We start from the raw sequence: 22,269 nt of genomic DNA on the forward strand, positions 1-22,269 counted from the left end.
ATCCAAGAGCCTTTAAGAATCAAGGCTCTGTGGATCCAATAGTGTCAAGCGTCAACGAGCCGTGATTTTCCAGGCGCGATGGATCTTGGTGTTGCGGGCGAAATCCGGATCGATGGTCTGTGCGCTGATTTCCTCGACCGCGTAACGCTCGGTGAGGTTCTCCTCCAACTGGAACTTGCGGAAGTTGTTGGAGAAATACAACACGCCACCCGGCGCCAGACGCGCCATGGCCAGGTCGATCAGCTGCACCTGGTCACGCTGCACGTCGAAGATGCCTTCCATGCGCTTGGAGTTGGAGAAGGTCGGCGGATCGATGAAGATCAGGTCGTACTCGTCGCGGCTGCTTTCCAGCCACGCCATCACATCGCCCTGCTCCAGACGGTTCTTGTCCGAGAAGCCGTTCAGCGACAGGTTGCGGCGCGCCCAGTCGAGGTAGGTTTTCGACAGGTCGACGCTGGTGGTGCTGCGCGCGCCGCCCTTGGCCGCGTGCACGCTGGCGGTCGCGGTGTAGCAATACAGATTGAGGAAGCGCTTGCCGGCCGCCTCTTTCTGGATACGCATGCGCATTGGCCGGTGATCGAGGAACAGGCCGGTATCAAGGTAGTCGGTGAGGTTGACCAGCAACTTCACGCCGCCCTCGCTGACTTCATTGAACTTGCCCTGCGCAGCCTGACGCTCGTACTGCTTGGTGCCGCTCTGGCGCTCGCGGCGCTTGACCACGACGCGGCTCTTGTCGACGTTGAGTGCCTGCGGAATCGCTGCCAGTGCATCGAACATGCGAGCCGAAGCTTTTTCCGGGTCGATCGACTTCGGCGCGGCGTATTCCTGGACGTGCACCCAATCGTGGTACAGATCGATTGCCATCGCGTACTCAGGCATGTCGGCATCGTAAACGCGGTAGCAATCGATGCCTTCGCGCTTGACCCACTTGCCCATCGCCTTGAGGTTCTTTTGCAGACGGTTGGCAAACATCTGCCCGCCTTCGCTCAAGCGCGGTTGCTCGATCACCGGCGCCGGGGCTGGCGTCGGTTTGATCGGGTTACCGTTCTTGTTGAACTTGCGCTCTTGCGGCTCGTCCGGGGTCTGGTCGTAAGCCGCTTGCTCGCGCTCGGCCTGACGCTGTTCCGGAGTACGACGCTCGCCAGTGACGAACTGATCCGGCAGCACTTTGATCAACAGCAGTTTGCACGGCAGCGCGCCGTTCCAGAACGAATACTGTTTGTGGCTGCGAATCCCCATGCGCTTGCCCAGGTCCGGCGCGCCGGTGAACACCGCCGCTTCCCAGTTCAGGCAGGCCTGACGCAGACGCTCGCCAAGGTTCTGGTAGAGATACAGCAGGCTGGCTTCGTCACCGAGACGCTCGCCGTACGGCGGGTTGCAGATCACCAGACCTTTCTGGTTCTGATCCGGACGCGGCTCGAAGGTCGCAACTTCGCCCTGGTAGATCTTGATCCACTCGCTCAGGCCGGCGCGCTCAACGTTGTTGCGGCCCGGCTGAATCAGGCGTGGGTCAGCTTCGTAGCCACGAATCCACAGCGGTGGCTTGGCCAGACCGGCAGCGGCGCGTTCAGCGGCTTCTTCGTGAAGTTTTTTCCACAGCGCCGGGACGTGACCGAGCCACGCAGTGAAGCCCCACTGCTCACGGCGCAGGTTCGGCGCCATATCGGCGGCGATCATTGCCGCTTCGACGAGGAACGTACCCACACCGCACATCGGGTCAGCCAGCGCGCCGCCTTCGGCAGCGATGCGCGGCCAGCCGGAACGGATCAGGATCGCCGCCGCGAGGTTTTCCTTCAGCGGTGCCGCGCCCTGCTGCAAGCGATAGCCGCGCTGGTGCAGGCTGTGTCCGGAAAGGTCGAGGGAGAGGATCGCTTCGCCGCGATCCAGGCGCAGGTGGATGCGCAGGTCAGGGTTGAGCTTGTCGATCGACGGACGGTCGCCCTGCGGGGTGCGCAATTTGTCGACGATGGCATCTTTGACTTTCAAAGCGCCGAAGTGAGTGTTGTCGATGCCCGAGCCGTGGCCGCTGAATTCAACGGCGAGGGTGCCGTCGTTGAGCATGTGATCCTGCCATTCGATGTCGAGGACACCGTGGTAGAGGTCTTCAGCGTCTTTCATCGGGAAACGCTTGAGCACCAGCAGCACACGGTTGGCCAGACGCGACCAGAGGCACAGGCGATAAGCGGTTTCCATGGTCGCCATGCCACGCACGGCGGAAGTGTGCTCGCGCGCTTCTTCAAGGCCAAGCCCGACGGCTTCCTCGATAAGCAGGCCTTCAAGGCCTTTAGGGCAAGTGAGGAAGAGTTCGAAACGGTCGGACATGGTATTTCCAGAGCCTTTGGCTAGTGAATCGGCAACGCATTGCCGATCCGGTTTTCAATCAGGCGCTTTTCTAAAAGAGCGCCCGCGTGGCACGAAGGTGTGCCGTTCCATCCCCGCTGCTCGGGTTAAAAGAGCTTAGATGCCGGGACAGATAAAAAAGTTGATGAAACAAAAAGTCTTAAAGCGACCCTTCGTCGCTTAGTACCCCAGCGCAAACGTGGGTCATTCTCACTAAAGAATTAAGCCCATCATCCAGCGCGGGGCCGATCATACCGGGGTTTGCTCAATAAACGTTCAATAAATACGCGGTTACTTATCGCTATAGCACCCTTTTCGTTACGTGCTTATGACAAAACGGTCATTCCATCGGTGTGACTCATTGGTTAGAACTGATCACAGGTTGACGTCGCAACGGCGTCAACACCTTGGCTCGCCACGCCGGCAGCGAGCCGCACCATGGCAGGTTGTTTTCTGCCCGACCTCGGTTGAGGTCAACGCGACACAAACAGTCAACAAGTGAGGGAAACACCCTATGAGAAGACTTAAGCGTGATCCGTTGGAAAGAGCATTTTTGCGCGGATATCAATATGGCGTTGGTGGCAAATCCCGTGAGCTTTGCCCATTTACTCTACCGTCGGTACGTCAAGCCTGGATTAACGGCTGGCGAGAAGGACGCGGCGACAACTGGGACGGTATGACCGGCACTGCGGGAATCCACAGACTCAACGAACTTCACGCCGTCGGCTGACACAGGGCATTAATTCCGACACGACAATCTGAATTTGTAACGAATTAACCACGCACGTCCTTCCCGGACGGCGGGCTACGGCCCAGGGGCTCCTTCGAGGAGCCCTTTTTTATGCCCGAAAACTGATGCACATCTCATGTAGGAGCTGCCGCAGGCTGCGATCTTTTGATCCTGTTTTTTAAAATCAAAATCAAGATCAAAAGATCGCAGCCTTCGGCAGCTCCTACATTGATCAGGTCAGCCTGGGTTATTTGCGTAGGGCGGCGATGGCGTCTACCGACTCGCGGATCAGTGCAGGGCCTTTATAGATGAAGCCGGAGTAGATCTGCACCAGGCTCGCACCCGCGAGAATTTTCTCCGCTGCATGCTTGCCTTCAGTGATGCCGCCAGCGGCAATGATCGGCAAACGCCCAGCCAACTCACCCGCCAGCACCTTCACGGTATTCGTACTCTTCTCACGCACCGGCGCGCCGGACAAACCGCCCGCCTCGTCGCCATGCTCCATGCCTTCAACGCCGACACGGCTCAGGGTGGTGTTGGTCGCGATCACCGCGTCCATGCCGGTTTCGATCAGCGCTTGCGCGACCTGCGCGGTTTCTTCATCAGTCATGTCCGGCGCGATCTTGATTGCCAGCGGTACATGCTTGCCATGACGCAAGGCCAGTTCGGCGCGGCGCGTGGCCAGATCAGCCAACAATTGCTTGAGCGAATCGCCAAACTGCAGGCTGCGCAGGCCCGGGGTGTTGGGCGAACTGACGTTGACCGTCACGTAGCTGGCGTGGGCATAAACCTTGTCCAGGCAGATCAGGTAATCGTCGACCGCGCGTTCAACCGGTGTGTCGAAGTTCTTGCCGATGTTGATGCCCAGCACGCCTTTGTATTTAGCCGCTGCCACGCGCGCCAGCAGGTTATCGACCCCGAGGTTGTTGAAACCCATGCGGTTGATGATCGCCTCGGCTTCCGGCAGGCGGAAAATCCGTGGTTTCGGGTTACCCGGCTGCGGACGCGGGGTCACGGTGCCGATTTCGACAAAACCGAAACCCAACTGTGCGAAGCCGTCGATGGCCGCGCCGTTTTTGTCCAGACCGGCCGCCAGCCCCACCGGGTTCGGAAAGTCGATACCCATGACGGTCACCGGCACGTTCGCCGGCGCCTTGCACAGCAAGCCATTGAGGCCCAAACGCCCACCCGCGCCGATCAGATCCAGCGACAGATCGTGGGAAGTTTCCGGGGAAAGTTTGAACAACAGCTGACGGGCCAGGGTGTACATGGGCGGCGATGACTCGGGCGGCGAAAAGAGGCGGCGATTATAGCCGGGCATGGGCCTGCGGCGCGAGGCGCACGCGTAAATCGCTGACGCTGGCATATGCCTTGCACTTTCTTCGTTATCAGCTCGCAGGCCAATGGCGGCAAACGGGCAAGGACAATGGCGTCGTCCCCGGGTTTTGCCTGCGCAAAGTCCAGGACGGCGTTTTTTTTGAGGTGGCGTTGGATGAATGAACCATCAGTGGGGCCGCTGGCCTGGGTCAACGGCAGCGATGCGCCGGAAAAAAGCGCGATCAACCTTGGTTTCATGGCCCTGAGCGATTGCGCTTCGGTCGTCGTCGCTGCCACTCAGGGCTTTGCTCAGCCCTATGGGCTGACCCTGAACCTCAAGCGCCAGGCTTCCTGGGCGAATCTGCGCGACAAGCTGGTCAGCGGTGAACTCGATGCCGCCCACAGCCTTTACGGCCTGATATACGCGGTGCATCTGGGCATCGGCGGCGTTGCCCCGACCGACATGGCGGTACTGATGGGCCTGAATCAGAACGGCCAGAGCCTGAATCTTTCACACGACCTGCAAAACCTCGGCGTGACCAGTCCTGAAGCGCTGGACCGGCACGTGCACCAAAGCCGCGCAAAACTCACCTTCGCGCAGACCTTCCCAACCGGCACCCACGCGATGTGGCTGTATTACTGGCTGGCGAGCCAAGGCATTCATCCGTTGCAGGATGTCGACAGCGTGGTTGTGCCGCCGCCGCAAATGGTCGCGCACTTGCAGGCCGGGCGCATCGACGGTTTCTGCGTCGGCGAACCGTGGGCTGCCAGCGCGGTGCAGCAGGATCTCGGCTTCACCCTCGCCACCAGCCAGACCATCTGGCCCGATCACCCGGAAAAAGTCCTCGGCTGCACCCGCGAATTCGTCGAGCAATACCCCAACACTGCGCGGGCGTTGGTGATGGCGATCCTTGAAGCCAGCCGCTTCATCGAAGCAAGCCCGGAAAACCGTCGCAGCAGCGCGCAATTGCTCAGCGCACAGGAATACCTCGACGCGCCCGTGGCCTGCATCGAACCGCGCTTTCTCGGTGACTACGCCGATGGCCTCGGCAATCGCTGGCAAGATCCGCACGCGCTGCGCTTTCACGGCAAAGGCGAAGTCAATCTGCCGTATCTGTCCGATGGCATGTGGTTCATGACCCAATTCCGGCGCTGGGGTTTGCTGCGCGAAGATCCGGATTACCTCGCCGTCGCCCGCCAGGTTCAGCAACTCGATCTCTACCGCGAGGCAGCCACGGCGGTCGGCGTTGCAGCGTGGGGAGCCGAGATGCGCAGCAGCCAGTTGCTCGACGGCAAACTCTGGGACGGTAGCGACCCGGCCGGTTACGCGCGCAGTTTCAAGCTGCACGCGTTGAACGACGACACCGCCCTTCTCGCCCATCGCTGACAGGAGACCGCGAACATGTTGCGCATTCTGCTGATCAACGACACGGCAAAAAAAGTCGGCCGCCTGAAAGCGGCGCTGACCGAGGCCGGTTTTGAGGTCATCGACGAATCCGGCCTGACCATCGACCTGCCCGTGCGCGTCGAAACGGTGCGCCCGGACGTGATCCTGATCGATACCGAGTCACCGAGCCGCGATGTCATGGAGCAAGTGGTGCTGGTCAGCCGCGACCAGCCACGGCCAATCGTGATGTTTACCGACGAGCATGACCCTGGCGTGATGCGTCAGGCGATCAAGTCCGGGGTCAGTGCCTACATCGTTGAAGGTATTCACGCACAGCGTTTGCAGCCGATTCTTGATGTCGCGATGGCGCGCTTCGAGAGCGATCAGGCGTTGCGTGCGCAGCTGCAGGCGCGGGACCAGCAACTGGCCGAGCGCAAGCGCATCGAACTGGCCAAGGGGTTGTTGATGAAAATGAAGGACTGCAATGAGGAAGAGGCTTACACCCTGATGCGACGGCAGGCGATGAGCCGGCAGCAGAAATTGATTCAGGTGGCGGAGCAGATTATTGCCATGAGTGAGTTGCTTGGCTGAGGTGTTCTAACCACTGAACGCCCCTCACCCTAGCCCTCTCCCAGAGGGAGAGGGGACTGATTGGGGGATGCTCGGGAAATAGGCCGGCCTGTAGCTTTCTGCTGTGAATCCGTAATCGACTCGGTTTCCCAAGTCGATGTCTGGCGCCAGACACCTCGGTCAGTCCCCTCGCGAAGTACGCCGGCCTGTAGCTTTCTGCTGTGAATCCGTAATCGACTCGGTTTCTCAGGTCGATGTTTGGCGCCAGACACCTCGGTCAGTCCCCTCTCCCTCCGGGAGAGGGCTAGGGTGAGGGGCTTTTGATTTTCCGGCTGTTGGCACAAATCTCGCTAAGCATCCCCTCAGGTAACCAACGGCGGTTGCCCCACCCACGACAAAGACGTCGCTCACCCGTTCGCCCCAACCGGCGCATCAGGTAGCGGCGTTTTTGCGTTTTGGCCCCACAGCTCGGGGCCGGTGGTGCGGCCGTGGCGGCGCCCCACTTGCTGTTGCATGACTCCTTTCGAGACTCTTTTCAGCTGAGGTGCGCGATGAATTCAAGCTTCTGGAAATCCGGCCACACCCCGACCCTGTTCGCGGCCTTCCTCTATTTCGACCTGAGCTTCATGGTCTGGTATCTGCTCGGCCCGTTGGCGGTGCAGATTGCCGCTGATTTGCACCTGACCACGCAACAACGCGGCCTCGTCGTCGCCACGCCGATCCTCGCCGGTGCGGTACTGCGCTTCATCATGGGCATGCTCGCCGATCGGCTGTCGCCGAAAACCGCCGGGCTGATCGGTCAGGTCATTGTGATTTGCGCGCTGTTCGGCGCCTGGAAAATCGGCATTCACAGCTACGAACAAGCACTGATCCTCGGCCTGTTCCTCGGCATGGCCGGCGCGTCGTTCGCCGTGGCCCTGCCGCTGGCCTCGCAATGGTATCCGCCGCAGCATCAGGGCAAAGCCATGGGCATTGCCGGCGCGGGCAACTCCGGCACTGTGTTCGCCGCGCTGCTGGCGCCTGTGCTCGCCGCCGCGTTCGGCTGGAGCAATGTTTTCGGCTTTGCGTTGATTCCGTTGATCCTGACGTTGGTGCTGTTTGCCTGGCTGGCGAAAAACGCGCCGGAGCGGCCAAAAGCCAAAGCCATGACCGACTACTTCAAAGCCTTGGGCGACCGTGACAGTTGGTGGTTCATGTTTTTCTACAGCGTCACGTTCGGCGGCTTCATCGGTCTGGCCAGCGCCCTGCCCGGCTACTTCAACGATCAATACGGTTTGAGCCCGGTGACCGCTGGTTACTACACGGCGGCCTGCGTGTTCGGTGGCAGTTTGATGCGTCCGTTGGGCGGTGCGCTGGCTGACCGTTTTGGTGGCATCCGCACCCTGCTGGCGATGTACACCGTGGCCGCGATCTGCATCGCCGCCGTCGGTTTCAACCTGCCAAGTTCCTACGCCGCGCTGGCGCTTTTCGTCTGCACCATGCTCGGCCTGGGCGCCGGCAACGGTGCGGTTTTCCAATTGGTGCCGCAGCGTTTTCGCCTGGAGATCGGCGTGATGACCGGATTGATCGGGATGGCCGGCGGCATCGGCGGTTTTGCCTTGGCGGCAGGCATGGGCGCGATCAAACAAAGCACCGGCAGCTATCAACTGGCCCTGTGGTTGTTCGCCAGCCTCGGCGTGTTGGCGTGGTTTGGCCTGCACGGCGTCAAACGTCGCTGGAGAACCACTTGGGGCTCGGCAGCGGTGACGGCGGCGCGGGTCTGAGGCATCGATGGCCCTGCAACTGAGTTTCGCCGAAGCCAGCGCCACCGGTCCGCGTGCGGAGAATCAGGACGCTTTGCGTTCGGTAACACCGGCGCCGGCGCTGGCGGCGAGCAAAGGTTATCTGTTCGCCATCGCCGACGGCGTCAGCCAGTGCGCCGATGGTGGCCTCGCCGCACGTTCGACCTTGCAGGCCCTGGCGCTCGACTATTACGCCACGCCGCAAACCTGGAGCGTGGCGCAGGCACTCGATCGCTTGCTGCTCGCGCAAAATCGCTGGTTGCAGGCCAATGGCGGTGGGCAACCGTTGCTCACCACTGTCAGTGCTTTGGTCATGCGTGGTCGGCGCTTTACCTTGGCCCACGTAGGAGATTGCCGGGTGTATCGCTGGCACGCCGACGGCTTGCAGCGAGTCACCGAAGACCACGTCTGGGAGCAGCCGGGCATGCAGCACGTGCTCAAGCGTGCGCTCGGGCTGGATCAGCATCTGGTGCTGGATTTTCTCGACGGTGAATTGCGCGAGGGCGAGCGTTTCGTAATGCTCAGCGACGGGATCTGGTCGACGCTCGGAGATACCGCGATTGCGGCGATTCTGCGTGATCAGCCGGATCTCGACAGCGCCGCACATACCTTGGTCAACGCCGCGCATCTGGCCGGCAGTCAGGACAACGCCAGTGCTTTGCTGGTGCGCGTCGATGCGGTCGGCGAGGCGAACATTGGCGACGCGCTGATTCATTTGCAGCAATGGCCGTTGCCGCCACCACTGAAACCCGGGCAGTCGTTCGAAGGCTGGCAGGTGCAAGGCATCGTCGCGCAGAGCCAGCAATCATTGCTGTATCGAGTGCTGGATGGACAAGGTCAGTCCTGGCTTCTGAAAACCCTGCCCACGCGCTCCGTCGATGATTCCTACGCCGGGCAAGCATTGCTGTCCGAGGAATGGTTTCTGAAACGGGTGGCCGGGCGGCATTTTCCTGAAGTCCACCCGTGCAGTCAGCGTCAGCATTTGTACTACGTGATGCGCGAATATTCCGGGTCGACGCTGGCACAGCTTGGGCCTTTATCTTTGGCGCAATGGCAGGACATCGCCGAACGGCTGCTGCGTGCGGTCGGGTTGCTGCATCGACGGCAGATCCTGCATCGCGACATCAAACCGGAAAACCTGCATCTAGGTGACGACGGCGAACTGCGCTTGCTGGATTTTGGCCTGGCGTATTGTCCTGGGCTGTCCGAAGACGCGCCGTCGACGTTGCCGGGAACGCCGAGTTATATCGCGCCGGAAGCGTTTCGCGGTGATGCGCCGAGTGCGCAGCAGGATTTGTACGCGGTAGGCGTCACGCTGTATTTCCTGCTGACGGGGCATTATCCCTATGGCGAAATCGAAGCGTTTCAGCGACCGCGCTTTGGTCTGCCGGTGAGTGCCAGTCGTTTTCGGCCTGACTTGCCGGAATGGCTGGCGCAGAGCCTGGAACGCGGGGTTGCAGCCGATCCGCAGCAACGGTTTGAGACCGCTGAAGAATGGTTGCTGGTGCTGGAACAGGGTGAGCGGCGCAGTTTGAGTGTGCGGCCTCGGCCGCTGTTGGAGCGTGAGCCATTGAAGGTCTGGCGGACGATGGCGTTGCTGGCCCTGCTCGGGAATGTGGTGCTGCTGGTTTTGTTGTTTCATCACTCCTAAAAGATCGCAGCCTTCGGCAGCTCCTACATGGTATCGCGTTCGCCTGTAGGAGCTGCCGAAGGCTGCGATCTTTTGATTCAGCGCTCCAAAAAAGCGCAACACGCCTCCAGAAAGTGCAGCGAGACATCTCCAATTGCGCAAATAGCCCAGCAACTACGGCGCCCGAGCCACTTGGCACAACCACTGCATTATCCCATTCAACACACACATAAAGCCCAGCCTTCAACGACGAAGGCTGCGCTTCCCGAGAGAACGGGACCAGGACAAAGGCGTCCTCGCTAGGCAACTAGCGGGACGCCTTTTTTGTTTGCGCAAAATTTCTCGAGCAAGGCCTGACTGCCCACAAGAGGCCAGCCGCAGCTCCCCGGAGAACCTGATGAAAAAACTCAAACTGGTGATGATCGGCAATGGCATGGCCGGGGTTCGTACCCTCGAAGAGCTGCTCAAACTGAGCAACGAGCTGTACGACATCACCGTCTTCGGCGCCGAACCGCACACCAACTACAACCGCATCCTGCTCTCGCCGGTGCTGGCTGGTGAGCAGACCTTCGAAGAGATCGTGCTCAACGACCTCGACTGGTATCTGCAAAACAACATCAAGTTGCTGCTCAACCGCAAAGTGGTGGAGATCGACCGGGTCAAACGCCGGGTGATCGCCGAGGACGGCACCGAGGCCGAATACGATCGCCTGCTGATCGCCACCGGTTCGACGCCGTTTATTCTGCCAATCCCCGGCAACACCCTGCACGGCGTGATCGGTTACCGCGACATCGCCGACACCCAGGCGATGATCGACACCGCCAAAACCCACAAGCACGCGGTGGTCATCGGCGGCGGCCTGCTCGGTCTCGAAGCCGCCAACGGTCTGATGCTGCGCGGCATGCACGTCACCGTGGTGCACATCGGCGAATGGCTGCTGGAGCGGCAACTGGACAAGACCAGCGGCCAACTGCTGCAAAGCGCCCTCGAATCCCGAGGCCTGCACTTCCGCCTGTGCGAACAGACCCAGGCCCTGCACGACGCCGGCAATGGCCGGGTCGGCTCGGTGCAATTCAAGAACGGCGACATCATCCCCGCCGATCTGGTGGTGATGGCAGCCGGCATTCGTCCCAACACCGAACTGGCGGAAAAGGCCGGCATCCCGTGCAATCGCGGGATTCTGGTCAATGACACCCTGCAAACCTACGATCCGCGCGTCTACGCCATCGGCGAGTGCGCCAGCCATCGCGGCATTGCCTACGGCCTGGTCGCGCCGCTGTTCGAACAGGCCAAGGTTTGCGCCAACCACCTCGCGCAACTGGGTTTCGCCCGTTATCAGGGTTCGGTGACGTCGACCAAACTCAAAGTCACTGGCATTGACCTGTTTTCCGCCGGCGACTTCATGGGCGGCGAAGGCACCGAGACCATCACCCTCTCAGATCCGATTGGCGGCGTGTACAAAAAACTGGTGATCAAGGATGACGTGCTGGTCGGCGCCTGTCTGTACGGCGATACGGCAGATGGCGGTTGGTATTTCCGACAGATTCGTGAGAATCACGCCATCGGCGAGATCCGTGATCACCTGATGTTCGGAGAAAACGCACTCGGGGATGTAGGACATCAGGGCCAGGACAAAGCCATGGTCATGGCCGACACCGCCGAAGTCTGCGGCTGCAACGGCGTGTGCAAAGGCACCATCGTCAAAGCCATTCAGGAACACGGCTTGTTCAGTGTCGATGAGGTGAAGAAACACACCAAAGCCGCCAGCTCCTGTGGCTCCTGCGCCGGGCTGGTCGAGCAGATCCTGATCAACACCGTCGGTGGTGCGGCCGACGTCAAACCGAAAAGCGAAAAAGCCATCTGCGGTTGCAGCGATCTCAACCACGGGCAGATCCGTCAGGCCATCCGCGAACAACATCTGCTGACCATCGCCGGCACCATGAGCTACCTCAACTGGCGCACCCCGAACGGTTGCGCAACGTGCCGTCCGGCGCTCAACTATTACCTGATTTCCACCTGGCCCGGCGAAGCCAAGGACGACCCGCAATCGCGCCTGATCAACGAACGCGCTCACGCCAATATCCAGAAGGACGGCACTTATTCGGTGGTACCAAGGATGTGGGGCGGCGTGACCAATCCTTCCGAGCTGCGGCGGATTGCCGATGTGGCCGACAAGTACAACGTGCCGATGGTCAAGGTCACCGGCGGTCAGCGTATCGATTTGCTCGGCATCAAGAAGCAGGACTTGCCGGGCGTCTGGAAGGATCTCGACATGCCGTCCGGCCATGCCTACGGCAAATCCATCCGCACCGTTAAAACCTGCGTCGGCAGTGAGTTCTGCCGTTTCGGCACGCAGAACTCGACGCAACTGGGCATCGAGCTCGAGCACGATCTGTTCAACATGTGGTCGCCGCACAAAGTGAAGCTTGCTGTCTCCGGATGCCCACGCAACTGCTCGGAAGCGGGCATCAAGGACGTAGGAATAATCGGCGTCGACTCCGGTTGGGAGATGTACATCGGTGGCAACGGCGGGATCAAAACCGAAGTTGCCGAATTCTTCGTCAAGCTGAAAACCGCCGAGGAAGTGCGCGAATACAACGGTGCCTTCCTGCAGCTGTATCGCGAAGAAGCCTTCTACCTCGAACGCACCGTGCACTACCTGCAACGGGTCGGCATGGAGCACATCAAGAAAGCCGTGCTGGAGGACCCGGAGCGCCGCAAGGCCCTGAACGAGCGCCTGCAATTCTCCCTGTCATTCGAACAGGATCCGTGGAAAGAACGCCTGGCCCAGCCGCAACTGAAGAAAGAATTTGACGTGATCCCGGTGAAAAACCTGGAGGTGCCGGCATGAACTGGCTCGATATCTGTGCTCTCGAAGAGATCAACGCCCTCGGCTCGCGGATCATTGCCGGGCCAAAAGGTGACATCGCGATTTTTCGTACAAGTGACGATGAGGTTTTCGCCCTCGACGACCGCTGCCCGCACAAGGGCGGGCCGTTATCGCAAGGCCTGATCTACGGTAAACGCGTCGCTTGCCCGCTGCACAACTGGCAGATCGACCTGCAATCCGGTGAAGCCCAGGCGCCGGACATCGGTTGCGCGCATCACCATCCGGCGCGGGTCGAAAACGGTCGGGTGCAGTTGGCCCTGCGGGAAGCCATCTGATGAACCGCCAGACGACCGCCTCGACCTGCTGTTATTGCGGGGTCGGCTGCGGCGTGCTGATCGAGCATGACGGCGAACGTATTTTCGGCGTCAGCGGCGATCCGGCGCATCCGGCCAACTTCGGCAAACTCTGCAGCAAAGGCTCGACGCTGCACCTGACCGGCGACCTCGCGGCCCGCGCGCTATACCCGGAATTACGTTTGGGAAAAAACCTGGCGCGCAGTCGCACGGATTGGGACACCGCGCTGGAACATGCTGCCAACGTGTTCGCCGAGACCATCGCCGAACACGGCCCGGACAGCGTGGCGTTCTATATCTCCGGGCAACTGCTGACCGAGGACTACTACGCCTTCAACAAACTGGCGCGGGCGCTGGTCGGCACCAACAACATCGACAGCAATTCACGCTTGTGCATGTCGTCGGCGGTGGTCGGCTACAAGCGCAGCCTTGGCGCCGATGCGCCGCCGTGCAGCTATGAAGATCTGGAGCTCAGCGATTGCGTGATGATCGTCGGCAGCAACATGGCCTACGCCCATCCGGTACTTTTCCGTCGACTGGAAGAGGCAAAATCGCGCCGCCCACAGATGAAAGTCATCGTCATTGATCCACGGCGCACCGACACCTGTGACCTCGCCGATCTGCATCTGGCGATTCTTCCCGGCACCGATGTCGCTTTGTTCCATGGGATTTTGCACCTGCTGTTGTGGGAAGACTGGATCGACCGTGAATTCATCAAGGCGCACACCGAAGGCCTCGCCGAACTGAAGAGCTTGGTACGCGATTACACCCCGCAGATGGTGTCGCAACTGTGCGGGATCAGCGTCGAGCAATTGCAGCAATGTGCCGAATGGGTCGGCACGTCACCGAGTTTCCTGTCGCTGTGGTGCATGGGCTTGAACCAGTCCACCGCCGGCAGCGCGAAAAACAGCGCATTGATCAATCTGCACCTCGCCACCGGGCAAATCGGTCGGCCCGGTGCAGGACCTTTCTCTTTGACCGGTCAGCCGAATGCCATGGGTGGCCGCGAAACCGGCAGCCTGTCGAATCTGTTACCGGGCCATCGCGACGCGGCCAACCCTGAGCACCGCGCGGAAGTGGCGGCTTATTGGGGTGTCGATCGGTTGCCGGAAAACACCGGACTGAGTGCCATCGAACTGTTCGAACAGGTGCGCAACGGCAAGATCAAGGCGTTGTGGATCGCCTGCACCAACCCTGCGCAATCGATGCCCGATCAACACTCGGTGCGGGCAGCGCTTGAGGCCTGCCCGTTTGTGGTCCTGCAAGAAGCCTTTCGCACCACCGAAACCGCGGCGTTCGCCGATCTGCTGCTACCCGCCGCCAGTTGGGGCGAGAAAGAAGGTTCGGTGACCAATTCCGAGCGGCGAATTTCCCACGTGCGCAAAGCCATTCTCCCACCTGGCGAAGCGCGTCCGGATTGGGCGATCACGGTGGATTTCGCACAACGGCTGGAGAAACGTCTGCGTCCCGCTGAATCGAGCCTGTTCAAATTCGATCAGCCGTGGCAGTTGTTCGATGAATTCATAGAGCTGACACGCGGGCGCGATCTGGATATGTCCGGGATCAGCCACGCCTTGCTCGACCAGATCGGGCCGCAACAGTGGCCCTTCCCCACCGGCGCCCGGCAGGGAACCGTGCGCCTCTATGAAGACGGCGTTTTTCCTACGGCCAACGGACGCGCGCAGTTCATTGCCGAGCCGTATCGCGCTGCCAAAGAGCAGCGTGACGCGCGCTTCCCGTTGACGCTGATCACCGGCCGCCTGCGCGATCAATGGCACGGTATGAGCCGCACCGGCACCGCTGCGCAGTTGTTCGGGCATGTCAGCGAAGCGGTGCTGAGCCTGCACCCGGACGAATTGCGTCGGCAGCGTTTGCAGCCGGGCGATCTGGTCAATCTGAAAAGTCGTCGCGGCGCGGTGATCGTCGCGGTCGGCAGCGATGACGGTGTAAGGCCGGGCCAGGCCTTTTTACCGATGCACTGGGGCGACCGGTTTCTCAAGGGCGGCGTCAACAGCCTGACCCTGTCGGCCTTCGATCCGTTGTCGAAGCAGCCGGAACTCAAACACAGCGGCGTGCGCCTGGAACCGGTGAATTTGCCTTGGCAGCTTTTCGCACTGATCGAGGGTGATGTTCAACGGCATTTCGAGACGCTACGACCGCTCTGTGAGGCGTTTTCCTACGTAAGTCTCAGCCTTGTCGGACGTGAACGATCGGCATTGCTGATACGTGCTGCCAGCAGCGAGGCGCCGAATCCGCAATTGCTCGGTGCTATCGACCAGTGCCTGTCACTGATCGACGGGCCGGTATTGGCCTATGACGATCCGCGTCGGGCGATCGGTAAACGGGTGCGCATCGAAAACGGCCGGATTACGGCGATTCGACTGGCCGGCGAAACCCTCGCGCAACATTGGTTGCAAAGCCTGTGGCTGGAGGGCCGTGCCGACGAGCAGTTGCGGCGTTGGCTGCTGGCGCCCATGAGTGCGCCACCGGGGAGCGTCGGCGGGCAGGTCGCCGTGGATAAAACCCTGTGCAATTGCAGGAACGTCAGCTTCAACGCGGTCTGTGCCGGCATTCGCCAAGGCCTGGATTTGCAGGGTTTGAAAAACAATTTGGGCTGCGGCACGCAATGCGGCTCGTGCGTCCCGGAAATAAAGCGCTTGCTGGCTGCCGAGTTGCAGCCGGTCGCCGTCATCTGATGAGGAACACTGCATGAATGCAAAAGTCTGGCTGGTGGGCGCAGGCCCCGGCGACCCGGAACTGTTGACCCTCAAGGCCGTGCGCGCATTGCGCGAGGCGGCGGTGGTGCTGATCGATGACCTGGTCAACGACGCGGTGCTTGCGCACTGCCCTGGCGCGCGAATCATTGCCGTGGGTAAACGCGGTGGCTGCCGCTCGACACCGCAGGCGTTTATCCATCGGTTGATGCTGCGTTATGCCCGCCAGGGAAAGTGCGTGGTACGCCTCAAGGGTGGTGATCCGTGCATTTTCGGCCGTGGCGGTGAAGAAGCGCAGTGGATGCGTGAACGCGGGGTTGAAGTGGAATTGGTCAATGGCATTACCGCCGGACTGGCCGGGGCGACGCAGTGCGATATTCCGCTGACGCTGCGCGGTGTGGCGCGCGGCGTGACGCTGGTGACGGCGCACACCCAGGACGACAGCCAGTTGAACTGGCAGGCGTTGGCGCAGGGCGGCACGACGCTGGTGATTTACATGGGCGTGGCCAAGCTGGGCGAGATTCGCGATCAGCTGTTGGCGGGCGGGATGGCGGCGGATACGCCGGTGGCGATGATCGAGAATGCTTCGTTGCCGGAGCAGCGGGAATGCCGCAGTGATCTGCGGGGCATGGGAGAGGATGCGTGTGCGTTTGGACTGAAAAGCCCGGCGATTCTGGTGATTGGTGCGGTGGCGGCTGTTGCTGAAGAGCAAAAGATCGCAGCCTGCAGCAGCTCCTACAGCACGTGTGCAGATTTCATGCAGGAGCTGCCGCAGGCTGCGATCTTTTAAAGCTTCAAAGCCAAATCGCAGGCAAAGAAAAGCCCGGCCTAAGCCGGGCTTTCCTCAGAGCGGCAGCTAATTACTTAGCTTGAGCTTCAACCTGCGCTTCTACGCGACGGTTTACAGCGCGGCCAGCTTCAGTTTTGTTGTCAGCAACTGGGCGGGATTCGCCGTAGCCAACAGACTGAACGCGGGACGATTCAACACCGTACTGGTTGGTCAGAACTTGCTTAACGGCGTTTGCACGACGCTCGGACAGTTTCTGGTTGTAAGCGTCAGGACCGACGGAGTCAGTGTGACCTTCAACAGTAGTGGTGGTGGATGGGTACTGCTTCATGAAGTCAGCCAGGTTCTTGATGTCGCCGTAGCTGTTGGTTTTAACAACAGACTTGTCGAAATCGAACTTAACGTCCAGCTCAACACGAACAACTTCAGCAACTGCTGGGCAGCCATCAGCGTCAACAGTTACGTTGGCTGGGGTGTCCGGGCACTTGTCAACGTTGTCGCAAACGCCGTCGTTGTCGCTGTCGGAGCAGACTTCAGCTGGTGCTGGAACTGGAGCAGCAGCAGGCTTGGAGCCGCCACCGAAGTTCACACCGATACCAACGCTAGGAGCCCACTCGGTGTCGCCCTGGTCGATATTGTATTGAGCTTCAACGCCAGCACGGGCGTAGAAGTTCTCGGTGAAGTACAGCTTGGCACCAGCGCCAACGTTGGCGAAGGTGGAGCGGTTACGACCGGACTCGTTCTGACCGATGCTCTGATCGGAGAAACCAGCCGAAACGTATGGACGGACCATGTCGCCTGGGTTGTTGAAGTGGTACAGAGCGTCCAGAGCGGTGTTGGCGCCCTTGATGTTACGGCCGTTGTCGGCACGTACGTTGTGCACTTCGTCGTAGCCCAGACGCAGTTCAACGTCGTCGGTCAGGAAGTAACCAACCGAACCACCGAAGAGGTTGCCGTTGTTCTTGAAGTTACGAGCGCTGTCGAATTGTTCTTTCTTTGCGAAGCCTTCGATTTCAACTGCGCCTTGGCCTTGTGCCAGAGCGCCGAACGAAGTGGCGGCAATCAGAGAACCAATGGCCAAGCCCAAGGTGTTTTTCAGTTTCATCCGTTAAATCCCCATCTGGTGATTGTGAAGCAGTCCCGCAAACCGGGGGACAACTCGGCGGCAAGTCTATCAGAACTTGCCTACACGTAAGAGATATTTGCGCTGAACTAAGTTTCAGCAATGCCTGCAAATTTCTCACGCAATTTATCTAGAGCACGTTTGTATCGCATTTTTGTCGCACTCAAACCCATGTGCATGATGTCTGCGATCTCCTGAAATTCCAGCTCTGCGACAAATCGTAGCACCAGAATTTCGCGGTCGATCGGGTTCACATACACCAGCCAGCGATCGAGTCCGCCCTTCTCCTCGGCTTTAGGCGTCTTTTCTTCAGACGCTTCCTCGAGGGGGTCAAGACTCAATGCGTCCATCAAGCGACGCTTTCGCCGTTCCTTCCGATACTGCGTAATACATTCGTTGTACGTGATGCTATATAGCCATGTCTTGAACTTCGATTTCCCCTCGAAGTTCTTCAGGCCATACAGCACCTTCAACATGACTTCCTGACAGACATCGTCCGCGTCGCGATCGTTCCCAAGATATCTCGCACAGACGTTAAATAATGTTCGCTGGTAACGCCGCATCAGTTCTTCATAAGCGCGCGTTACGTGAAAAAGCTCGGTATGCGAGCGCGCGACCAACTCCTCATCAGAGAGCTCGCGGGGGTCGTAGCGCGTAGATAGCGTTTGGGCTTTATTCAAAACAAGTCGTGCCGACAGTCAGGTCAATGTCCACCGCAACCAGCATCAGCTGGCATTTTGCGGCGGCATACATTAGCAGGGTTTGCCGGATTAGCGGCTACTCACATGCTGTTCCAGCAGGATCCGATTGGAGAGTGAGACTAGCTCACCTTCATCGGTCAGCAATGTGGTTTTAACCGTGCCGATCTCTTCGATCTGGCCTTCGACCTCGCCAACACGCACTTGTTGCCCAACCTGATACAACTCACGCACATAGATTCCCGCAAGAATCTGACCGGCAATTTCCCGGCTTCCCAAACCCATGGCCAGCGCAACCGCCAGACCAACGGTAATCAATACAATGACAATCACATGGTTCAGCAGGTCGGTCTTGACCTCAAGCTGACTGATCGCGACCGAGATGCTGATGATGATTACCAGCCCCTGAGCAATTCGCCCAAGCCCTGAAGCGTAGTCGAGCCCTACGCCTTCTGCCGCCCCGCGCACCAGCCCGTTGGCCAGTTGCGCGAGCAAAACACCTACCAGCAACACCAGGGCCGCACCGAATACTTTCGGCAAATACAGCGCCAACATATCCAGCGTAGCTGAAACTCGCTCAAGTCCAAGGGATTCTGCTGCAGAAACCAGGAAAATCAGCAGAACGAACCAATAGACGATTTTGCCGATGAGCGTCGAGATCGGCACTTGCAGCCCCGCGCGCGACATCAACTTGGTCAAACCGGTGCCGCCCATCAGGCGATCGAGACCCAGTTTGGCGAGCAATTTGGACAGCAAGGTATCGAGCAGCTTGGCCACAACGAAACCCAACAGCAGCACGACCAGTGCGCCGAACAGGTTCGGAATGAAGTTGGCTACTTTGGTCCACAACGCAGTCATTGCAGTGACGAGGCTCTGAGTCCAGAGGTCGAGTTCCATATTCAATCAGCCTTATCAGCAGTGCGAGCGGTAGGTTTACGAAGACGGGAAACCGGCGAGACATGCGCCGATCCATTATTCAGGGCAATCATCAGCGCGGGCAGCCAGCGGCCCAGCAGGCTGAACAGATCACCGGCGCCGACCTGGCGGTTGGCGGTTTTGAGTACGCGGCCCAGACAGGCATCGTCGTCGCGGCTGGACGGCGAAGCGTTGAGCATGTCACGCAAAGACTGTTCAAACGGATCGTGCATACGCACCTCTCGTGATGTCTGTGAAAGACGCGGGCAGATTTGCTCGGGTCACATGCGCCATCTTCAGACCCAGCGCAAACGACGAAATAACCACCACTGACCGAAGGCCAGGGCGAGCACCGTCAAACAGGCGATCAGGAAACCATAAGGGCTGCTGGAGAAGGGAATTCCGCCAACATTTATACCCAGCAGACCGGTGATGAAACTCATCGGCAAAAAGATGCAGGTGATGATCCCGAAGCGATACATCGTGCGGTTCATGCGCTCGCTCAAGCGCCGGTCTTCCGCCTCCAGCACAAGCCCCACGCGCTCTCGGGTCAATTCGAGCTCTTCGAGGTAGCGCGTCAGGCTGTTGTTCAATTCGTTCCAGTAGTCGGCATCGTCATCGACGAACCACGGCATTTTTATCCGCGTCAGTTGGCCGAAAATATCCCGCTGCGGTGCCAGGAAACGCTTCAGTCCGGCAGCCCTGCGCCGGATGTGCAAAATGGCCCCATGCTCGGGGGTGTACCGTTCGTCGGCATCCATCTTTTCTTCTTCCTCATCGGCGATTTCCGAGAGGCAAGTGACCAGATCCTGCACCTTGTTGGTGAGGAACTGGGCCAGATAAAGAATCAGTTCCGACGCGGTGTTCGGGCCTTTGTCGTCGGCCAGTTCCGACAACAGTTCATCGGTGGCGCGCAATGGCCGTAACCGCAGGGAAATCACCCGTTGCGCGGAGGCGAAAATCCGCACCGAGACCATGTCTTCCGGCTCGGCACCCGGATTGAGGTTGACCCCTCGCAGAAACAACAGCAGCTCGGAGTCCGGCAGCGGCAACAAACGCGGTCGGGTGTTCTCTTCCAACAGCAGATCGCAGGTGAATTCGTTGAGACCGCTGGATTTGCGCAGCCAGGTCTGGGTCTGCGGATGGCTGCGATCCCAATGCAGCCACAGGCTTTCGTGGGCCTGCAACTGCAAATCGTCGAGCTCAGTCCGGGCTATCGAACGCGCACCGCCTTTACCGTCCAGCACCAGGGCATGCACCAGCCCCCATTGCGCGTTTTCTTCCTCGAACATCCGCATCCCTTTGTCGAAATCTTATTCAGGCATTTTCAGCGGACTCGGCGAGATGATCACGCCGTTGTTGTCCGCATAAATGTATTGGCCCGGGTGGAACGTCACGCCGGCAAACGTTACCGGGACGTTAAGGTCGCCGATGCCGCGCTTGTCGGTTTTCATCGGGTGGCTGGCCAGTGCCTGCACGCCCAGATCGGTCTGCGCGATAACGTCGACGTCACGGATGCAGCCGTAGATCACCAGCCCTTCCCAGCCGTTTTTGGCGGCCTTCTCGGCGAGCATGTCACCCAGCAATGCACGGCGCAGTGAACCGCCGCCATCGACCACCAGCACCTTGCCATTGCCCTTGAGATCGACTTGTTCCTTGACCAGCGAGTTGTCTTCGAAACATTTGATGGTCACGATTTCGCCGCCGAAGGAATCACGGCCGCCGAAATTGCTGAACATCGGTTCCAGCACCTGCACCAGCTCCGGATAGGCGTCGCACAGGTCAGGCGTGAGGTAATGGTTCATCGAAAAACTCCTGTAACAAGGAAGACGATCAAGGATGACGCACTCTTTTGAGACGAGTTCCGGTGGTCGCTGTTTACCTTAGTTCATGCAATGGTCGCTGAACCAACCTGAACAAACGCTGAAACGTAATCGCTAAACAGCCACCCAATATGACCAGAACCAAACAATCCGTCATATCTTAGCCGCAAGCCGACTCGAACGAAATGGCCTTTTCCGAGCCTTCAGCTCAGACCGCCGCAGCCAGATCGGGCTTCTCGCCGCGCAATGGCGACGTTTGATCGCTCAGCCAGCGCGCCACCAACGGCCAGACTTCAGCTTGCGCCGCTTTGCTCACCAACATCTCGACATGGCCGAAATTATCGTGGAAGCCCTGCTCGCGCCCCAGATTGATGAATTGCTTATGCTCGGAACCAACCTGCTCGAACAGTTTGCGACACGCCCACGTCGGATCCTGATGATCGCCCGCCGCACTCACCGCCAGCACCGGCACTTGAACGTCGGCCAGCCCAGCCCACCAATCCTTGTCCTTATCGCCAAAACGCCCGAACAAGCCGTACCAGCGCATGCTTTCGATGGCCAGACCGATCGGCTCGTCTTCCGGGCCGCGCTTGAGACGCGAACCGGACAATTGCGCAAAGCGCTTGAGAATAAAGCGCCCGCTCCACTCCAGCGGCGGGATTTTCAACGGCCAGTAAGTGCGGCTGACCTGCGTGCCAAAAAACGCCGCCGAGGCTACGGCGGGCTCGCCAAGGTATTCGCCACCCAGCGCCGCCGCCAGCGTGATGCCACCCAGCGAATGACCGATCCAGTGTGGCACTTGCCCGCTCTGCTCACGCACGAACGCGGCAATCGCCGGCAGATCGTAGCGCGCGTAGTCCGCGACACGGTTGCGCCGGTATTCCTCGTTGCGTTGCGACAAGCCGTGGCCACGCATCTCCGGAATCCACACGTCGAAGCCCAGTCGCGTCAGGTACGCGCCCAATCCCAGGCCTTTGGGAGAAAACCAGAAGCGTCGATTGGAAAAACTGCCGTGCAACAGAATCACCGGCACACCGCGTGGCGCCGAGTCATCGGCCATGCCCAGACGGGTGACGGCGATCTCCACGGACCAGTCAGGGCTGTTGCCGGGTTTCAAACGATAGACGTCTTCGCTCAGATCGCCGCGCCGTTCGGCGCTGATCAGGGCGACAGGAAATAGGTTGCTGCTGCTTTGCATAATGCTCTTGCACAAAAAAGGGCGGCATCTACAGGAGCCCGCCCTACTTGAATCTCAAAGCCCTGCCCTTTGT

At 59.7% G+C, this 22,269-nt stretch carries 18 protein-coding genes; 9 read left to right on the forward strand and 9 right to left on the reverse strand.

The features are described 5' to 3' along the window. Positions 1-51 precede the first annotated feature (51 nt). Entirely contained in the window at positions 52-2,322 is a 2,271-nt protein-coding gene (gene rlmKL / locus QOL84_RS10025) for a bifunctional 23S rRNA (guanine(2069)-N(7))-methyltransferase RlmK/23S rRNA (guanine(2445)-N(2))-methyltransferase RlmL (protein WP_283437119.1), read from the reverse strand. Positions 2,323-2,854: 532 nt separating this feature from the next. On the opposite strand from rlmKL, the gene rmf reads away from it, so the two are divergent. After that, positions 2,855-3,070, forward strand: coding sequence for a ribosome modulation factor (rmf, locus tag QOL84_RS10030; RefSeq protein ID WP_003223300.1), 216 nt, complete (start codon positions 2,855-2,857; stop codon positions 3,068-3,070). 247 nt (positions 3,071-3,317) lie between these two features. Here rmf and QOL84_RS10035 read toward each other — a convergent pair whose 3' ends face one another. Beyond that, positions 3,318-4,340: a quinone-dependent dihydroorotate dehydrogenase gene (locus QOL84_RS10035; protein ID WP_129391463.1), complete on the reverse strand. Its 1,023-nt coding sequence runs from the start codon at positions 4,338-4,340 to the stop codon at positions 3,318-3,320. 222 nt (positions 4,341-4,562) lie between these two features. On the opposite strand from QOL84_RS10035, the gene QOL84_RS10040 reads away from it, so the two are divergent. From QOL84_RS10040 to cobA, 8 genes are all read left to right on the forward strand, one after another. Then, entirely contained in the window at positions 4,563-5,774 is a 1,212-nt protein-coding gene (locus tag QOL84_RS10040) for a CmpA/NrtA family ABC transporter substrate-binding protein (protein WP_283437120.1), read from the forward strand. A 15-nt stretch (positions 5,775-5,789) separates the two neighbouring features. Next, complete coding sequence (locus QOL84_RS10045; protein WP_283437121.1) at positions 5,790-6,365, forward strand: ANTAR domain-containing response regulator; 576 nt, start codon at positions 5,790-5,792, stop codon at positions 6,363-6,365. 530 nt (positions 6,366-6,895) lie between these two features. Beyond that, complete coding sequence (locus QOL84_RS10050; RefSeq protein WP_064391274.1) at positions 6,896-8,107, forward strand: nitrate/nitrite transporter; 1,212 nt, start codon at positions 6,896-6,898, stop codon at positions 8,105-8,107. A 7-nt stretch (positions 8,108-8,114) separates the two neighbouring features. Beyond that, positions 8,115-9,776: a bifunctional protein-serine/threonine kinase/phosphatase gene (locus QOL84_RS10055; protein ID WP_283437122.1), complete on the forward strand. Its 1,662-nt coding sequence runs from the start codon at positions 8,115-8,117 to the stop codon at positions 9,774-9,776. Between the two features lie 376 nt (positions 9,777-10,152). Continuing rightward, positions 10,153-12,606 carry a nitrite reductase large subunit NirB gene (gene nirB, locus QOL84_RS10060; RefSeq protein WP_283437123.1) on the forward strand — a complete coding sequence of 818 codons (2,454 nt, stop codon included), beginning with the start codon at positions 10,153-10,155 and terminating at the stop codon, positions 12,604-12,606. Then, positions 12,603-12,920, forward strand: a complete 318-nt coding sequence (gene nirD, locus QOL84_RS10065; RefSeq protein WP_129391445.1) for a nitrite reductase small subunit NirD — start codon at positions 12,603-12,605, stop codon at positions 12,918-12,920. The genes nirB and nirD overlap by 4 nt, the downstream gene beginning before the upstream one ends. After that, positions 12,920-15,634, forward strand: a complete 2,715-nt coding sequence (locus QOL84_RS10070) for a nitrate reductase (protein ID WP_283437124.1) — start codon at positions 12,920-12,922, stop codon at positions 15,632-15,634. The genes nirD and QOL84_RS10070 overlap by 1 nt, the downstream gene beginning before the upstream one ends. A gap of 13 nt (positions 15,635-15,647) precedes the next feature. After that, positions 15,648-16,442 carry a uroporphyrinogen-III C-methyltransferase gene (gene cobA / locus QOL84_RS10075; RefSeq protein WP_283437125.1) on the forward strand — a complete coding sequence of 265 codons (795 nt, stop codon included), beginning with the start codon at positions 15,648-15,650 and terminating at the stop codon, positions 16,440-16,442. A 70-nt stretch (positions 16,443-16,512) separates the two neighbouring features. On the opposite strand, the gene QOL84_RS10080 is transcribed toward cobA, so the two are convergent. The 7 genes from QOL84_RS10080 to QOL84_RS10110 all read right to left on the reverse strand — a co-directional run bounded on the left by QOL84_RS10080 (position 16,513) and on the right by QOL84_RS10110 (position 22,196). Further along, on the reverse strand, positions 16,513-17,544 hold the full coding sequence (locus QOL84_RS10080) for an OmpA family protein (RefSeq protein ID WP_283437126.1): 1,032 nt from the start codon (positions 17,542-17,544) through the stop codon (positions 16,513-16,515). 107 nt (positions 17,545-17,651) lie between these two features. Further along, the gene (sigX, locus tag QOL84_RS10085; protein ID WP_129391433.1) at positions 17,652-18,242 is read right to left on the reverse strand and encodes an RNA polymerase sigma factor SigX; all 591 of its coding nucleotides are present in this window, start codon (positions 18,240-18,242) and stop codon (positions 17,652-17,654) included. 90 nt (positions 18,243-18,332) lie between these two features. Then, a complete protein-coding gene (locus QOL84_RS10090; RefSeq protein ID WP_007916401.1) occupies positions 18,333-19,157 on the reverse strand; it encodes a mechanosensitive ion channel family protein in 825 nt (274 codons plus the stop codon). 2 nt (positions 19,158-19,159) lie between these two features. Further along, positions 19,160-19,408: a hypothetical protein gene (locus QOL84_RS10095; RefSeq protein ID WP_008076827.1), complete on the reverse strand. Its 249-nt coding sequence runs from the start codon at positions 19,406-19,408 to the stop codon at positions 19,160-19,162. 63 nt (positions 19,409-19,471) lie between these two features. Next, positions 19,472-20,467, reverse strand: a complete 996-nt coding sequence (locus tag QOL84_RS10100) for a zinc transporter ZntB (RefSeq protein WP_283437127.1) — start codon at positions 20,465-20,467, stop codon at positions 19,472-19,474. A gap of 21 nt (positions 20,468-20,488) precedes the next feature. Continuing rightward, complete coding sequence (gene rraA, locus QOL84_RS10105; protein ID WP_129391426.1) at positions 20,489-20,980, reverse strand: ribonuclease E activity regulator RraA; 492 nt, start codon at positions 20,978-20,980, stop codon at positions 20,489-20,491. A 226-nt stretch (positions 20,981-21,206) separates the two neighbouring features. Beyond that, positions 21,207-22,196, reverse strand: coding sequence for an alpha/beta fold hydrolase (locus QOL84_RS10110; protein WP_283437128.1), 990 nt, complete (start codon positions 22,194-22,196; stop codon positions 21,207-21,209). Positions 22,197-22,269 lie beyond the last annotated feature (73 nt).

This window comes from Pseudomonas helmanticensis (assembly GCF_900182985.1).
GTDB classification, from domain to species: Bacteria; Pseudomonadota; Gammaproteobacteria; order Pseudomonadales; family Pseudomonadaceae; genus Aquipseudomonas; species Aquipseudomonas helmanticensis.